Genomic DNA, 14,888 nt, shown 5'->3' with positions numbered 1-14,888 from the left:
CCCGCGTTTTTTATGTTACGGCGACCCCCGAGTTCTTCACCCTAGGATTCGTCGGCAGCGTCTGTTGTGTATAAGAGACAGCAGCCGTGGCGGTGCGCCGCGGAACGACCCCGTGGGCGTCGCTCGCCTCGCGGGGGCCCGGCGCGGCGAGACTCGTCGAGCGTGCAGTTCGGGCTGCACCGGGAGTTCACGCACAGCCCGAACTGCACGCTCGGAGAGAAGACCCCCTCGGCGGCCCCCGCTTGCACCGTCCACAGGGCACGCCCGTGCCCCGCTCCCCACAGGGCTAGGAGCAGACCTGCCGGCCCGAGTCACCGTACGCGCAAGACTGCGCGATGCCTACCTCTCCACTTCCTCGACCATTGCGCAGCGATCCGTTCCGGCGGGACACCGCCCCGTCGCTGACGACACCCGCGAAGCTCCGCGGGCCGGGCTACCGCCGCCTCCTGCGCGGTGTTCACATCGCCGCCACCGAGCCCCTCGACCACGGCACGATGATCCTCGGCGCCCGGGCGGCCCTGGGAAGCGACACCGTCGTCTGTGGTCGCAGCGCGGCGTGGTGCTGGGGCGCTCGTCAGGCTGACGCCGACGACCCGGTCGAGATGGCGGTCCCGACCCCCCGTCGGGTCAGGTCACGCCCCCAGGTGGCGATGCGTTCAGCCACCTTCGGGCCGGACGACGTGTGGCGCCGGAACGGGTTCGGACGGGTCACGTCCCCCGTGCGGACGATGATCGACCTGGCCCGGCTCGAACCGCTCGACGTGGCGGTACCGCTGATCGACGCGCTGCTCAGACTCTCCCGGGTCTCGGCCGAGGAGGTCCGCACGGCGGCGGTCGAGCACCGTGGGGCACGGGGAGTCCGCCGCGTACCGCACGTGCTCGCGTTGTGCGACGCGGGAGCGGAATCTCCGCGAGAGAGCACGCTCCGGCTGACTCTCGTCCTCGCAGGGTTGCCGCGGCCCGTGACCCAGTACGTGGTGCGCGACGCGACCGGTCGGTTCGTTGCGCGCGTCGACCTCGCGTGGCCGCACCTGAGGGTCGCCCTCGAGTACGACGGCGCGCACCACGACTCTCCCGACCGCATCCGTCGGGACCGTGCTCGCCTCAACGCGCTCCGTCGGTGCGGGTGGACGGTTCTCGTCGTCGACCGGGCGCAGCTCCGTCGACCTGCCGAAGTCGTCGCCCTGGTCCGCGACGTCCTGGCCGGGCCGTTCGCGAGTGCCCTCTGAGCCACGCCGAACGTGCAGTTCGGGTCGTCTCCCGGCGGCCATTCACAGCCCGAGCTGCACGCTCGGTGACCATCTGCCCGTTCGGTCTCTGCCACGCCGCCCGTGCCGACCGCCGGGCAGGGCGCTACGGTCGAGGAAACCGCTCACGGAGGAGAGGTCCCATGACCGGACTCGTCGCCACCGCCTCGATCCACATCGCCGCCCGCCCCGAGAGGGTGTGGGCCGAGCTGGTCCACCCGTCCGCGACCTGGATGCTGGGCGCGAACGTGGAGACGGACTACCAGCCGGGCAGCACCATCACGTTCGAGGGCCAGTACCAGGGCAAGCACTTCGAGGACCACGGCACGGTGCTCGAGGTCGACCGGCCGAGGACCCTGCGCTTCACGCACTACTCCCCCGCGAGCGGCGTGCCCGACGTCCCGGAGAACCACCACGAGGTCGCGATCACGCTCGCCCCGGACCCCAACGGCACCCGCGTGACGATCCGGCAGGACAACAACGACACCCCCGAGGCGGTCCAGCACTCCGAGGAGCTCTGGCGCACCGCGCTCGCCTCGCTCGCGGGGCACGACTAGGTCGGGTTCGCCGAGCCCTCCGCGAGGGCCCACGTCCGTGCGAACGACTCGGGCGTGATCGGCCGTACATGGTCTCCGACGCCGTCGACGTCGGCCTCGACGAACGGCTGGTCGGTGAGCCCGCCGCGTGGATCGACGACGATCTCGTCGTACGCGTACCGGTGCCACGTGCCGTCCTCGAACCCGACGACCTGACGGACCGCGACGATCTGGCCCCCGACGCGCACGCAAGCGTAGGCGTAGGCGCACCCGTCCAGCTCGCGCCCGCAGGACAGGTACCACCACCGCTGTGCATGTCGGGCGGCGTGGGCCCGAGCCTCGATCCAGCGCGTGAGCCCCGCCACCGCAGGGTCGTGATCCGGGGCACCGAGCTGGTCCCCGGGAGAACGGTGCCGCGACGCCGAGCCGGACACCGCACCACCGTCGAGAGGGCTGCATTCCATCGGACAAGTCTGCCTGCAGGAGGCGCCGGTCCCCACGCTGCGAGGGCTCGGCCCGGCACCACGGACCACGGGGACGACGAAGGGCCCCGATCCGTGTGGATCGGGGCCCTTCGTCCGGTCGGCGTCAGACGACCGGGGATCGACAGCCGGTGGCTGCCGGGAGGATCACTCGGCGCCGGCTCGCAGCTCGCCGGTCGGCGGGAGGTCTGCCGTGGAGATGCCCGTCGGCGCGTTGAGCGCCGCGGTCGCGGCCACGCTCACCGGGCCACGCTCGTGGTCGTCCTTGGAGACGCCGCGGAACGTGAACTCGCCCAGCAGGCCTTCGCCCTCGGCGTCGACCAGGACGACCTGGCCAGCCTTGAGCTCGCCGAACAGGATCTTCTCGGAGAGCACGTCCTCGATGTCGCGCTGGATCGCGCGACGCAGCGGACGAGCACCCAGGACCGGGTCGTAGCCCTTCTCGGCGAGCAGCGCCTTGGCTGCGTCCGTGAGCTCGATGCCCATGTCCTTGTCCTGCAGGCGCTTGTCCAGCTTGGCGACCATGAGGTCGACGATCTGGACGATCTCCTTCTGCGAGAGCTGCGGGAAGACCACCACGTCGTCGACGCGGTTGAGGAACTCCGGGCGGAAGTGCTGCTTCAGCTCGTCGTTGACCTTGGCCTTCATGCGGTCGTAGCTCGTCACCAGGTCGCCGCCGGCGTTGAAGCCGGTCTGGAGACCCTTGGCGATGTCCCGCGTACCGAGGTTCGTGGTCATGATGATGACGGTGTTCTTGAAGTCGACCACGCGGCCCTGCGAGTCGGTCAGGCGACCGTCCTCGAGGATCTGCAGGAGCGAGTTGAAGATGTCGGCGTGCGCCTTCTCCACCTCGTCGAACAGGACCACGGAGAACGGACGGCGACGGACCTTCTCCGTCAGCTGGCCACCCTCGTCGTAGCCGACGTAGCCGGGGGGCGAGCCGAAGAGACGCGAGACCGTGTGCTTCTCCGAGAACTCGGACATGTCGAGCTGGATGAGCGCGTCCTCGTCCCCGAAGAGGAACTCGGCGAGCGCCTTGGCCAGCTCGGTCTTACCGACACCCGTGGGGCCGGCGAAGATGAACGAGCCACCCGGACGCTTGGGGTCCTTGAGGCCTGCACGCGTGCGGCGGATCGCCTGGGAGAGCGCCTTGATGGCGGTCTCCTGGCCGACGACGCGCTTGTGCAGCTCGTCCTCCATCTTCAGCAGGCGTGCGGACTCCTGCTCGGTCAGCTTGAGGACCGGGATGCCGGTCGACATGGCCAGGACCTCGGCGATCAGGTCCTCGTCCACCTCGGCGACGGTGTCCAGGTCTCCGGCCTTCCAGGCCTTCTCCTTGTCCGCGCGCTGCTGCGTGAGCTGCTTCTCGGTGTCGCGCAGACGAGCGGCCTTCTCGAAGTCCTGCTCGTCGATCGCGGACTCCTTGTCGCGACGCGCCTCGCCGATCTTCTCGTCGAGCTCCTTGAGCTCGGGCGGGGCGGTCATGCGACGGATGCGCAGGCGCGCACCGGCCTCGTCGACCAGGTCGATCGCCTTGTCCGGCAGGTACCGGTCGTTGATGTAGCGGTCGGCCAGCGTCGCGGCGGCCACCAGTGCGGCGTCCGTGATGGACACGCGGTGGTGCGCCTCGTAGCGGTCGCGCAGACCCTTGAGGATCTCGATCGCGTGCGGCAGGCTCGGCTCCGAGACGAGGATCGGCTGGAAGCGACGCTCCAGGGCCGGGTCCTTCTCGATGTGCTTGCGGTACTCGTCGAGCGTGGTCGCACCGATGGTCTGGAGCTCGCCACGGGCCAGCATCGGCTTGAGGATGCTCGCCGCGTCGATCGCGCCCTCGGCAGCACCCGCACCGACGAGCGTGTGGATCTCGTCGATGAACAGGATGATGTCGCCGCGCGTGCGGATCTCCTTGAGGACCTTCTTCAGGCGCTCCTCGAAGTCACCGCGGTAGCGGGAACCGGCGACCAGGGCGCCGAGGTCCAGCGTGTAGAGCTGCTTGTCCTTGAGCGTCTCCGGCACGTCGCCGCGGACGATGTCCTGGGCGAGGCCCTCGACGACGGCGGTCTTGCCGACACCGGGCTCGCCGATGAGGACAGGGTTGTTCTTGGTGCGGCGCGACAGGACCTGCATGACGCGCTCGATCTCCGAGGTGCGTCCGATGACCGGGTCCAGCTTGCCCTCGCGTGCGGCCTGCGTGAGGTTGCGGCCGAACTGGTCGAGCACGGCCGAGCCGGACGGCTGGCCCTCGGCGGGGCCGCCCGCAGCGACGGGCTCCTTGCCCTGGTACCCGGACAGCAGCTGGATGACCTGCTGGCGCACGCGGTTGAGGTCGGCGCCCATCTTGGTGAGGACCTGGGCTGCGACACCCTCTCCCTCACGGATGAGCCCGAGCAGGATGTGCTCGGTGCCGATGTAGTTGTGGCCGAGCTGAAGGGCCTCGCGGAGCGAGAGCTCCAGGACCTTCTTGGCGCGCGGCGTGAACGGGATGTGCCCGCTGGGGGCCTGCTGGCCCTCGCCGATGATCTCGGTGACCTGCGAGCGCACACCGTCGAGGGAGATGTTCAGGGACTCCAGCGCCTTGGCTGCGACTCCCTCTCCCTCGTGGATGAGGCCGAGCAGGATGTGCTCGGTGCCGATGTAGTTGTGGTTGAGCATCCGTGCCTCTTCTTGGGCAAGGACGACGACCCGACGGGCTCGGTCGGTAAATCTCTCGAACATGTGCTGCTCCTCACGAGCGGCGTACACCCGCACCGGTGGTGCTCAGGCCTGACCGCAACGACTCTATCCGTGACCAACGGGGCCGACCCCACGGATATGCCCTTGTTCGCCAGGGGCGTGACGAGGGGTTCGGTCCGTGACCTTTCGGCCGAGCGTCGGTGGGCGGCCGAGGAGGCTCGTCCGGGCCCCTGCCCGACGGCGCCGCGCCCCGGGTGCCCCTCGTCTCCCGGGGGCGTCGGGCGAGGTCAGGCGGCCCCCGCGACCGCGAGGGTCGAGGGCAGCCAGAGCGCGACCACCAGGACGAGAACGCTCGCGGCGACCTCTCCCATCCCGAACTGCAACGGCTTGGCCTCGGTCCTCGGCACCCACACCGCCCGGACCGTCAGGCCGGCGAACAGCAGCGCCGCGGGCCACCACGCGAGCCCGGCCGCTGCGAGCGCCGCGCTCACGACGACCCCGGCGGCCACGTGGTAGACGGCCGACGCGACCAGGTAGGAGCGCTCGCCCCGCTCCCGGATGAGCGTCTTCACGTAGAGGATCGTCCCCGCGAAGTACGCCAGCACGAGGACGAAGACGGCCCACACCTGGGGCCAGCCGATCCCCGCGAGGCCCGTGACGCCGTCGGGCAGGGAGATCCCCGGCCACAGGTCCGGCGCCGGACCCGTCCCCGCCGCGAACGCGACCGGCAGCATGAGGCACGCCGCGAGCACCGTGGCCCCGTCGTTGAGCAGCGAGCGCTCGCGCCGCCGGTACGAGCTCCACAGGCTCACCCCGAGCAGGGGGAGGAACAGCGGGACCCAGGCCAGGAGGTCGGGCCGCAGGACCAGGACCGCGACGGCTGGGACGACCGTCGCGATCCCGTACGCCCGCACGGGCGGCAGGTAGCGCGCCTTGAAGCGCGACTTGAGCCACAGGCCCGCGGCGAAGAACGCGAAGTACCCCACGAACCACAGGACGGCGAGCGGCACGTGCACCCAGGCGGGACCGCCGAGCACGACGCCGACCAGCAGCGGCACCGCGAGCATCGCCCACGCGCCGTGCTGGTCGGGGACCCAGCCGGGGCCGCGGCGTCGTCGACGTCCTGCCGGACGCCGCTCAGGTCGCGTGCTCCGCTGGGTCATGCCCCCGAGACTGGCACGCGTCCGCGCAGCCCACGAGGACGTCCCGGCGGGCGGACCACGCGTCCCGGCCGGTGGACTCACCCGGTCCCCGACGTGCGTTCCCGGCGCGCCGACAGCATCGTTGACCCGGGAGCACCGCGAGGGCAGGCTCGTGGCAGGGGCACCCGCCAGTCCGAGGGAGGACGATGCACAAGCCGGACGAACCAGCAGGCGCCCATGAGTCGTGGGAGCAGATCGTCGCCCGTTTCGCGCGCTTCAGCGGCGTGGTGGGCGAGATCTCCGACCCGCTCACGTGGGGGCTGGACCTCGAGGAGGAGACCGTCACCGGGACGGGCGACGACCGCGACCCCACCGAGGAGCGGTTCCTGCGCGCCTACGTGTCGTTCGTGGGCGAGGCGGTCGACGTCGAGACGCTCCGCGTCGGCACGGAGGACCCCGAGCAGATCGACGACATCGTGCGCGCCGCGCTCAGCGGGGCGCTGGCCTCGCCCCTGCACAACGACGTCCCCGAGGGGGCCGAGGGCCCGACCGGCGCAGACTTCGCCGACGCCTACCAGGACTACCGCTCGGCCATGCGTGCGATCGTCGAGGAGGTCGACCTCGCTGCGCTGCAGCGCACGGCCTTCGTGCTCGACGACGTCTCGCACCCGTGCGTGCGGGTCACGGTCCGGGGGACGGTCGCGGTGTACGTCCCGATCGGTGACCGGGCCGTGATCGTGTCCGGCCCGGCCGATCTCGTGGACCGTCTGGACATCTCCACGGCCCCGATCCGCAACCTCCTCCACGGGGACGACGGACCGCGGTTCTGACCCGTCCGCACCCTTCGCGCGGTGCTGACGCCGTGGCGTGATCAAGCAGACACGCCCAGGCGTGACGTGGCTGCCGGGAACGACCAAGATGGGTGGTGCGGACGGTGCACAGTCGCACTGGACGGTCGTCGAGCAAGAGAGCAGGTGACGTCGATGCGTGACGTGGTCGTCGGTGTGGACGGGTCGGTCCAGTCGCAGGAGGCCCTCGACTGGGCCCTCGCCGAGGCAGGCTCACGAGGGGTGCCGCTCACCGCGGTCCTCGCGTGGGAGCCCTCGTGGCAGGACGGTCCGCGCCCGTCGGAGCCCTCAGACTTCAGCCACCTCGCGGACCTCAAGCAGGAGCAGGTCCTGACGCTCCTGGACGAGGCCCGGCACCGGACCGGGGTCGAGGCGATCACGCACGCCGAGCAGGTCCAGGGTTCGCCCGCGGCCGCTCTGCTGGCCCGGGCCGAGCACGCCGAGATGCTCGTGGTCGGCAGCCGAGGGCTGGGACGCCTGGGGCGCCTGGTGCTGGGATCGGTGTCCTCGGCCGTGGTGCAGGGCGCCACCGAGGTCCCGGTCACGGTCGTGCGGTCCCGCGAGGACGCCGACGCTCCCGAGGCTGACGGCGACGCGCCGCGCGTCGTCGTGGGCGTGGACGGCTCGCGCACCTCGGTGCACGCGCTGCGCCACGGGCTCGAGGTCGCCCGGCGCACGGGCGCCGTGCTCGACGCCGTGTTCTGCTGGCAGATCGTCACGCTCGCCCCGTTGCCGGACTCGTGGGGCTGGACCCCGCCGATCGACGACTACGAGAAGTTCGCGGGCGAGCAGCTCGACCGTGCCCTCGAGGCCGCGGGCGCGGACCTCCCCGAGGACCACCTGCGCCGCAGCGTGGTGCACGCGCACCCGGCCAAGGGCCTGATCGAGGCGTCCCACGGTGCGGAGCGCCTGGTCGTGGGCAACCGTGGCACGGGCGGGTTCGACCGGCTGCTGCTCGGCTCGGTCAGCCGGCAGGTCGTCGAGTACGCGTCGTGCCCCGTGACGGTCGTGCGTCGCCCCGCCGGGGAGTCCTGAGGCGGGTCAGCCGGTGATCGTGAACCTCGACGTCACGGTCGGCCCCGTCTCGACCACGCTGCCACCGGTCGCCCGGACGTAGCGCAGCCCGATCGAGTGCTCGCCGGGCTCGAGCCCCGACACCACGCGGTCGAGCGGGCGGCCGGTCGCGCCGTGCAGGTTGCCCGTGGCGACACCGTCCACGAAGACCTGCAGGGTCAGCCCGGCACGCCCCTCGATCCGGACGTCGACCGACGGCGTCCAGGACAGCACGGACCCGTCGGCCGGCGTGAGGATCGAGGGCAGCGCGAACGTGAACGGCCCCTGGACGGTGGTCGGCTCGGAGGTCAGCCCGCCACGCTCCTGGGTCACCGTGAGGCTGTCCCAGCCTCCCCTGCTGCCCGACGGCGTCGCACGCCACGTCCCGGCCGGCGAGACGTCCGCGGTGGCCAGGACCGAGGACGCCCCGGACGGTTCGGTACCGCTCAGCGTGACCGTCGCCCCCGGTTCTCCTGTGCCCGAGAGCTCGGGCAGGAAGACCAGCTCGCCCGGCGCCGGGGCGACGAGGGTCGGCGCGACGGGCGGGACGTCGACGGGGTCCACCGGGTCGACGGGGTCCACCGGGTCGACGGGGTCGACGGGGTCCACCGGGTCCACCGGGTCGGGTGGCTCGGTGACGGTGGGCGGCGCCGGGACGACAGGAGCCTCGGGCCCGACCTGGGTGCCCGGCGGAGGCGACGGGCTCGTCCCCGAGGACCCGGACGCCCCTGCCCCGCCGGACGGGCCGGCGCCCGCCTCCGGCGTGCCCGGCTCGGGTGACCCGGTCGCCGCGCCGTCCGGGACGTCCGCGGGGTCGGTCGCCCCGTTGCCAGGGACGTCCTCGGCCTCTTCGCCGACCGGTCCTGGCGAGGACTCCTCCACGGTCAGCTGCTCGGCGACCGCTGGTGGCGCTGCTGCCCACGGCTGCGCGACGACCAGCACACCGGCCGCGACCGCGACGCCCGCACCGACCAGCGCGAGCACGAGCCCGCTCGAGAAGCCACCGCCGGTCGCACCGGCTCCGGACGCCGCCGCGCCGAGCGGGCCGGGTCCACCCGACGCTCCGCCCGGGCCGACGGGAGCCGGGGAGGCGAGCTCCGCCGTCGGGCCGACGAACGCCCCCACCGGCGCCGCGCCCGCCGCACTGCCCAGCACGGACGAGCCTCCGCCCAGGACCGCCGGGACCCCCAGGACCAGCGGGACCAGGAGCAGACCCAGGCGGGAGGCGACCTGGTCGACCTCCTCGACGAGGATCGAGCACGACAGGCACCCCGTCAGGTGCTCCTCGAACCGGTCCTTCTGGCGCGCGCTCAGGGCACCCCGGTTGTAGTCGCCCATCTGCTCGACGGCCCACCGGCACTCGGCGGGGACGCCGGCCGTGTTGACGTGCGCCTGGAGCCAGGACCGACGCAGCCCCTCGCGCGCCCGGTAGGCGAGCGCCGAGACCGACCCCGCGCTCAGGCCGAGCAACGGTGCGACCTCCCGCGGGTCCATGCCCTCGACCTCGGTGTACCAGAGCACGGCCTGCCACCGCTCGGGGAGCGCCTTGAACGCCGTGACGGTGACCGAGCCCTCGATCACGCCGTCGGCCATGTCGACCGGGTCGACGACCTCCGGGACCTCGTCCACGGCGATCGGGTTCGGGGCGCGCGACCAGGAGATCGCGACGCTGCGGACCGTCTGGTAGAGGTACGGCCGGAACGGACCGGTCGGCCCGTGCCCGCCCTGGATCGCGCTCAGGATGCGCGCGAACGACTCCTGGACCAGGTCGTCCGGGTCGAACGACGACGTGACCCGACGGGCAGCACCGCGACCGGCACCCGCGTGCCGGGTCCACAGCACCCCGTAGGCGTCCCGCGAGCCCCGGCGCACGGCGTCGACGAGCTCCTCGTCGGCCAGTGCCTCGAGGTTCTTCTCGCTCGTCGTCCCCATGGGCGTCCCTCCGGCGTCCCGGTGATGACGCCGGGCGCACGATCGGGGGCGCCCCGCGCCTGCCACGAGGTGCCCGTCACGAAGAGAGACACGCCTCGGACACGATCATGACGCGACGGTGACGTGTCTCTCAGCGCGCCTCTGCGCTCCGGTGGGGGCGATCGGTCAGTGCGTCCGGACGTCCAGCCCCAGGGACTCGGCGAGGACGAGCGCCTGAGCAGGATCGACGATCGCGCCCTGCACCGTGCTCGACAGGGGGTCGAGCGAACGGAGGTCGCTGCCTCGCAGGTCCGTCCCCGTGAAGTCGGCCTTGTGCAGCCACGCGCCCGACAGGTCGAGGTCACGCAGCACGGCGCCCTGGCAGCGCGCGCCCGTCAGGTCTGCCTCGCGGAACCGCGCGCCGGTCAGGGTCGCGCTGCGCAGGTCCGCACCGGGGAGGCCCACGAACGACCAGTTGCCGCCCACGACCTTCATGAGGTCGAAGCCGCACTCGGTGAAGACCGAACCGACCGTCTTGCAGCGCGTGAACGTGGTGTCGAAGAACGAGCAGCGCGAGAACGTGCAGTTCGCGAAGGCCGAGTCCGTGTGGGTCGACGCGTTGAAGCGCACGTTGCGGAACGTGCACCCCGTGAACGTGGCGCCGGTCGTCGTGATCTCCGAGAAGTCGCAGTCTCCGAACGCCACTCGCTCGAACACCTCGCCGTCGAGGTCGCGTCCGTACCAGTCCTCCCGGTCGACCGACGAGTCGGTGGGCGGGGTGGGGTTGCCGTGCGTGCGATCAGCCATGCGAGCGACGGTAGCGGGGGGCACTGACGGTTCGCCCGGGGACCGGGGTGCCGAGCACGAGGTTCCGCGCGGTCGAGCACGAGGTCGCGGTCGTGAGAACGGCCAGGGCGACCGCAACCCCGTGCTCGACGCACGACAGGCAGCGGTGCTCGGGGCTACCGGCGGGCGAACGCCCGGCGGAACGCGTAGACCGCCAGGCACGCCCCCGCGAGACCGACCATCCAGCCGCCGGTCCCGAGCGCCGGGCCCGTCGTGCAGAGGGCCTCGCCACCGGACGGGTCCTCGACGCACCGCCGCACCTGGACCGCGACGGCCAGGAACGCCGCGACCGCGGCCAGCACCGACAGTGCCAACCACCCCCAGCCGATACGGCGGGGCGTGCGGTCGTCGGGGGCTCCAGGCTGGTCGGGCACCGTCCGAGGGTAGCGGTCGCTCGCCCCCGTCAACGCACCGACAAACCGCAAAGCCCGCGCTTCCCGAGGCCTCACCGTGGCACACTCCCCCCATGCCTGCCCCCACCTCGGTCGAGGAGCTCCTGGACGCCGAGCGCTCCGGCACGCGACTCAAGTACGTGACCTTCTGGGGTCACGCCCCGCGCCCCGACGGACGGCCCAGCGCCGCGTGCTTCAGCCAGTGGTGGGATTCGCCCTTCACGGTCGACGGCGTCATCTACCCGACCGCGGAGCACTGGATGATGGCCGGCAAGGCGCGCCTCTTCGGGGACGAGGCGGCTCTCGAGCAGGTCCTTGCCGCGGCGAGCCCGGGGGCGGCGAAGGCCGTCGGCCGCTCCGTCCACGGCTTCGACGACGAGGTCTGGGAGGCGGCCCGCTTCGAGCTCGTCGTCCAGGGCACCGTCCACAAGTTCTCCGCGCACCCCGAGCTCCTCGCGTTCCTGCTCGGGACGGGCGACCGGGTGCTCGTCGAGGCGAGCCCTCGGGACCGGGTCTGGGGCATCGGCCTCGCCGCAGGTGACGAACGGGCCCAGCACCCGGCGTCGTGGCTGGGACTGAACCTGCTCGGTTTCGCACTCATGGTCGCGCGGGACCGGCTCCGGGGGTGACGCTCACGGATGCGCGCCCGGCCGAGAGCGCGCTCAGTGCCCGCGCGGCGGGACCTGCACCCGGTCGAGGTCCTCGGCGACCGTGAGCTCGCCGTCGAACACGGTCCTGGCCTCGGCCCAGAACTCCCCCGCGTCCTGGTAGCGCTGCGAGAAGTGCGTGAGGACGAGCGACCGGACGCCGCACTCCGCCGCGACCGTGGCCGCCTGCAGCGCGGTCAGGTGACCGAACGCGTGCGCAAGCTCGCGGTCCCGGTCGAGGAACGTCGACTCGATCACGAGCAGGTCGACCCCGCGCGCGAGCGAGAACACCGCGTCGCACAGGCGCGTGTCCATGACGAACGCGAACGACTGCCCCGGGCGCCGGGCGCTCACGTCCTCGAGCCGGACGGTCCGTCCGTCGCCCGTGACCACCGTCCCCTCGCGCTGGAGCACCCCGATCGCGGGGCCCGCGACGCCGGCCGCGGCGAGGAGCGCGGGCACCATGCGCCGGCCGTCGGGCTCGTCGAGCCGGTAGCCGAACGCCTCGACACCGTGCTCGAGCCGCTCGGCGCGCAGCGTGAAGCCCTGCTCCGGCCGCACGGGCCAGACGACCCCGTCCTCGGCCAGCGGCTGGAGCTCCAGGTCCGCGCGGTGGTGGTACGACGTCGCGTCGATCAGGTGGTCGACCCACGCCGCGCCCGACGCCGGGAACGACACGGGGATCGTGTGCGGCACGCCGTCGAGGCTGATCCGCTGCACGACGCCGGCCAGCCCCAGGCTGTGGTCGCCGTGCAGGTGCGTGATCGCGATCCGCGTCAGGTCCGTCGCCGACACCCCCGCACGGAGCATCTGCCGCTGCGTCCCCTCGCCCGGGTCGAACAGGACGGCCTCGTCGTCCCAGAACAGGACGTAGCCGTTGTGGTTGCGCGTCCGGGTGGGTACCTGGCTGGCGGTGCCGAGGACGACGAGCTCGCGGCGGGACATGAGCGCACGGTAGCGGCCCGGGGACCTGTCGGCACGGTTTCTCGCCTCCGGCAGAGCCCCGGGAGCGGCATCGCTACCAGCCCCGGTCCCCCGGCGCACCGCGGAACGCGTAGATCAGGACCCGGATGCTGAGCACCGCCCCGACGAACAGCATCACGGCGCCGAAGACCGAGTACCAGCTCAGGTCGTTCGTGAGCTGAGGCCCGTTCTCGGCGATCAGGAGGAAGACCCCGCCGACGACGCTCGCCGCGGCGATGATGGTCGAGATGACCTGCTGCACCAGGCTCGTGACGAACTTCCGGTCACCGGGGTCGGAGAAGGCCCGGACGTTGACCGTGAACTTCCCCGACTCGAGGTCCGACGTGATCTTGTTGAGGCGCCGGGGCAGGCGTTCGATCGAGGGAGCGAAGGCCAGGAGCTGCGACCCGGCCTTGGCCCGGATCTTGCGCAGGCTCACCATGTTGCGCAGCAGCTCCTCGCCCTCGTCGCGGGCCGAGGACACGAGCTCGAACGAGGGCGAGAGCAGGTGCAGCGTCCCGTCGAGCGACGCGATGGTGCGGAACGCCGCGGCGACCTGCGGTGGCACGCCCATGCCGGCGTCGTTCACGAGCCGGACCATCGACGCGAACAGCGAGCCGCTGTTCGCCGTCCCGCCGCCGCGGAACCGCAGGATGAGCTGGCCGACGGCACGCTCGAACCGGCGTTCGTCGAAGCTCTCGGGCTGGTCGAGGAGCTCGATGAGCGCGTCGGTCGCCGCGATCGAGTCGTCGGCCTCGACCGCGAGCAGCACGGCCGCGAGCGCGACACGCTCGGCCTCGTCGAGCCGGCCCACCGAGCCGAAGTCGAGCAGACCGAGCGAGCCGTCGTCGCGCAGCAGGACGTTGCCGGGGTGCAGGTCGGCGTGGAAGACGCCGGTCACGACGATCTGGTCGAGCGTGACGCGCAGGAGGCGGGCCGCGATGTCGTGGCGCGTGTCGTCGTCGAACGTCGTGAGGAGCTCGGCCGCGTCCCCCACCGGGACCCCGTCGAGACGGTCCATGACCAGGAGCGTCGAGCTCGACAGCTCGGGGTAGACGCGAGGGATCTCGACGAGGGGCACGTTCGCGTCGGGGTCCTCGACCTGGTGCACGCCCGGCAGGGGGTGCCGCCGCGAACGCTTGATCGTCGCGAGAGCGCCCTGCACGTTGAGCGTGTTCTCGAGCTCGGTCGTGTAGTCGAGCTCCTCGCGCAGCGAGGCCGCGAAGCCCTCGGCGAGGTCCATGATCCCCAGCGACGGACCCCACGACGTGTCGCGCTGGAGCCGGCGGGCGATCCGCAGCACGATCCGCAGGTCACCCAGGACCTGAGACCGCGCCCCGGGCCGCTGGACCTTCACGACCACCTCACGGCCGTCGAGGAGCGTCGCGCAGTGCACCTGACCGACCGAGGCCGACGCGATCGGGTCGGGGTCGAAGTGCGCGAACACCGTGTCGACGGGGGCGCCGATCGACCGCGCGACCATGGCCTCGATCTGCGCCCAGGGGGCGGGCGGGACCTGGCTCTGGAGCCGGGCCAGCTCCTCGACGTATACGGCGGGCAGCAGGTCGGCGCGCGTCGAGAGCATCTGGCCGAGCTTCACGAACGTCACGCCCGCGTCGCTCAGCGCTGCCCGCAGCTCGCGCGCCACGGCCCGTTCCTCGGAGTCCGTGGTCCGCTGGTGGCTGCGTCGGCGCGCCCCGCGGCCGAAGAACCCGCCCAGCCCGTGCCGGAGCATGATCCCCATGATCTGGGCGTACCGCCACATGTCCTTGGACCCGCGGCGCAGCTCGACGACCGCGCGCCAGGGCGTCGGGATGCTGCCCGTGGGCACCAGGAGCTCCAGGACGAGCAGCAGCCCGAGGCCGATCACGAACGACCACGCCCACGCGAGGACGATGATCACGAGCACGACCCCGGGATGGACCGTCAGCGACCCGTCGGCCTCCTGCACCCCCAACTGCTGGAACCCCTCGGTGAGCCCCCACGACCCGATCGAGACCACGAAGATCGTCATGAGGATCGACCGGATCCACCCGACCGGAACGCCCAGGACCCTGCGCGCCGTGGCCGCGAGCAGGAGGACCATGACGATCGTCGCGACGGCCGTGAACAGCGCCGTCGCGATCGAGGAGAGGATCTGCATGCCCC

The 14,888-nt window shown here is 72.2% G+C and carries 13 protein-coding genes; 5 read left to right on the top strand and 8 right to left on the bottom strand.

Annotated elements, in window-relative coordinates:
- Window positions 1-650: 650 nt before the first annotated feature.
- Entirely contained in the window at window positions 651-1,229 is a 579-nt protein-coding gene (locus ACFWGN_RS17080; RefSeq protein ID WP_377618484.1) for an endonuclease domain-containing protein, read from the top strand.
- A gap of 161 nt (window positions 1,230-1,390) precedes the next feature.
- Entirely contained in the window at window positions 1,391-1,804 is a 414-nt protein-coding gene (locus ACFWGN_RS17075) for an SRPBCC domain-containing protein (protein ID WP_377618482.1), read from the top strand.
- Here the strand turns inward: ACFWGN_RS17075 and ACFWGN_RS17070 are convergent.
- The 3 genes from ACFWGN_RS17070 to ACFWGN_RS17060 all read right to left on the bottom strand — a co-directional run bounded on the left by ACFWGN_RS17070 (window position 1,801) and on the right by ACFWGN_RS17060 (window position 6,101).
- Window positions 1,801-2,247: a hypothetical protein gene (locus ACFWGN_RS17070; protein ID WP_377618480.1), complete on the bottom strand. Its 447-nt coding sequence runs from the start codon at window positions 2,245-2,247 to the stop codon at window positions 1,801-1,803. The genes ACFWGN_RS17075 and ACFWGN_RS17070 overlap by 4 nt on opposite strands.
- A gap of 165 nt (window positions 2,248-2,412) precedes the next feature.
- Window positions 2,413-4,980: an ATP-dependent Clp protease ATP-binding subunit gene (locus ACFWGN_RS17065; protein ID WP_191800869.1), complete on the bottom strand. Its 2,568-nt coding sequence runs from the start codon at window positions 4,978-4,980 to the stop codon at window positions 2,413-2,415.
- A gap of 245 nt (window positions 4,981-5,225) precedes the next feature.
- Window positions 5,226-6,101: a YwiC-like family protein gene (locus ACFWGN_RS17060; protein WP_377618478.1), complete on the bottom strand. Its 876-nt coding sequence runs from the start codon at window positions 6,099-6,101 to the stop codon at window positions 5,226-5,228.
- A 185-nt stretch (window positions 6,102-6,286) separates the two neighbouring features.
- Here ACFWGN_RS17060 and ACFWGN_RS17055 point away from each other — a divergent pair, with 185 nt between their 5' ends.
- Both ACFWGN_RS17055 and ACFWGN_RS17050 read left to right on the top strand, forming a co-directional pair.
- Window positions 6,287-6,910 (top strand): hypothetical protein, encoded by a 624-nt coding sequence (locus ACFWGN_RS17055; protein ID WP_377618477.1) that lies wholly within the window; start codon window positions 6,287-6,289, stop codon window positions 6,908-6,910.
- Between the two features lie 153 nt (window positions 6,911-7,063).
- Window positions 7,064-7,963, top strand: a complete 900-nt coding sequence (locus ACFWGN_RS17050) for a universal stress protein (protein ID WP_377618475.1) — start codon at window positions 7,064-7,066, stop codon at window positions 7,961-7,963.
- A gap of 6 nt (window positions 7,964-7,969) precedes the next feature.
- Here ACFWGN_RS17050 and ACFWGN_RS17045 read toward each other — a convergent pair whose 3' ends face one another.
- From ACFWGN_RS17045 to ACFWGN_RS17035, 3 genes are all read right to left on the bottom strand, one after another.
- Window positions 7,970-9,913, bottom strand: coding sequence for a sigma-70 family RNA polymerase sigma factor (locus tag ACFWGN_RS17045; RefSeq protein WP_377618473.1), 1,944 nt, complete (start codon window positions 9,911-9,913; stop codon window positions 7,970-7,972).
- 165 nt (window positions 9,914-10,078) lie between these two features.
- Window positions 10,079-10,699: a pentapeptide repeat-containing protein gene (locus tag ACFWGN_RS17040; RefSeq protein WP_377618471.1), complete on the bottom strand. Its 621-nt coding sequence runs from the start codon at window positions 10,697-10,699 to the stop codon at window positions 10,079-10,081.
- A 155-nt stretch (window positions 10,700-10,854) separates the two neighbouring features.
- Entirely contained in the window at window positions 10,855-11,112 is a 258-nt protein-coding gene (locus ACFWGN_RS17035; RefSeq protein ID WP_377618469.1) for a hypothetical protein, read from the bottom strand.
- Between the two features lie 92 nt (window positions 11,113-11,204).
- On the opposite strand from ACFWGN_RS17035, the gene ACFWGN_RS17030 reads away from it, so the two are divergent.
- On the top strand, window positions 11,205-11,759 hold the full coding sequence (locus tag ACFWGN_RS17030; RefSeq protein ID WP_377618468.1) for an NADAR family protein: 555 nt from the start codon (window positions 11,205-11,207) through the stop codon (window positions 11,757-11,759).
- A gap of 33 nt (window positions 11,760-11,792) precedes the next feature.
- Here ACFWGN_RS17030 and ACFWGN_RS17025 read toward each other — a convergent pair whose 3' ends face one another.
- On the bottom strand, window positions 11,793-12,722 hold the full coding sequence (locus tag ACFWGN_RS17025) for a ribonuclease Z (protein ID WP_377618466.1): 930 nt from the start codon (window positions 12,720-12,722) through the stop codon (window positions 11,793-11,795).
- A 73-nt stretch (window positions 12,723-12,795) separates the two neighbouring features.
- Complete coding sequence (locus ACFWGN_RS17020) at window positions 12,796-14,883, bottom strand: ABC1 kinase family protein (protein WP_377618464.1); 2,088 nt, start codon at window positions 14,881-14,883, stop codon at window positions 12,796-12,798.
- Between the last annotated feature and the right edge of the window lie 5 nt (window positions 14,884-14,888).

This window comes from Oerskovia sp. NPDC060338 (assembly GCF_042726295.1).
Classification (GTDB): Bacteria; Actinomycetota; Actinomycetes; order Actinomycetales; family Cellulomonadaceae; genus Oerskovia; species Oerskovia merdavium.
Note: the sequence above shows the minus strand (reverse complement) of the source record. Positions and strands in the feature narration are given on the sequence as shown.

Coding starts and splice junctions, on each gene's coding strand:
- ACFWGN_RS17080 (WP_377618484.1), top strand. CDS start 651: ATGCGTTCAGCCACCTTCGGGCCGGACGACGTGTGGCGCCGGAACGGG.
- ACFWGN_RS17075 (WP_377618482.1), top strand. CDS start 1,391: ATGACCGGACTCGTCGCCACCGCCTCGATCCACATCGCCGCCCGCCCC.
- ACFWGN_RS17070 (WP_377618480.1), bottom strand. CDS start 2,247: ATGGAATGCAGCCCTCTCGACGGTGGTGCGGTGTCCGGCTCGGCGTCG.
- ACFWGN_RS17065 (WP_191800869.1), bottom strand. CDS start 4,980: ATGTTCGAGAGATTTACCGACCGAGCCCGTCGGGTCGTCGTCCTTGCC.
- ACFWGN_RS17060 (WP_377618478.1), bottom strand. CDS start 6,101: ATGACCCAGCGGAGCACGCGACCTGAGCGGCGTCCGGCAGGACGTCGA.
- ACFWGN_RS17055 (WP_377618477.1), top strand. CDS start 6,287: ATGCACAAGCCGGACGAACCAGCAGGCGCCCATGAGTCGTGGGAGCAG.
- ACFWGN_RS17050 (WP_377618475.1), top strand. CDS start 7,064: ATGCGTGACGTGGTCGTCGGTGTGGACGGGTCGGTCCAGTCGCAGGAG.
- ACFWGN_RS17045 (WP_377618473.1), bottom strand. CDS start 9,913: ATGGGGACGACGAGCGAGAAGAACCTCGAGGCACTGGCCGACGAGGAG.
- ACFWGN_RS17040 (WP_377618471.1), bottom strand. CDS start 10,699: ATGGCTGATCGCACGCACGGCAACCCCACCCCGCCCACCGACTCGTCG.
- ACFWGN_RS17030 (WP_377618468.1), top strand. CDS start 11,205: ATGCCTGCCCCCACCTCGGTCGAGGAGCTCCTGGACGCCGAGCGCTCC.
- ACFWGN_RS17025 (WP_377618466.1), bottom strand. CDS start 12,722: ATGTCCCGCCGCGAGCTCGTCGTCCTCGGCACCGCCAGCCAGGTACCC.
- ACFWGN_RS17020 (WP_377618464.1), bottom strand. CDS start 14,883: ATGCAGATCCTCTCCTCGATCGCGACGGCGCTGTTCACGGCCGTCGCG.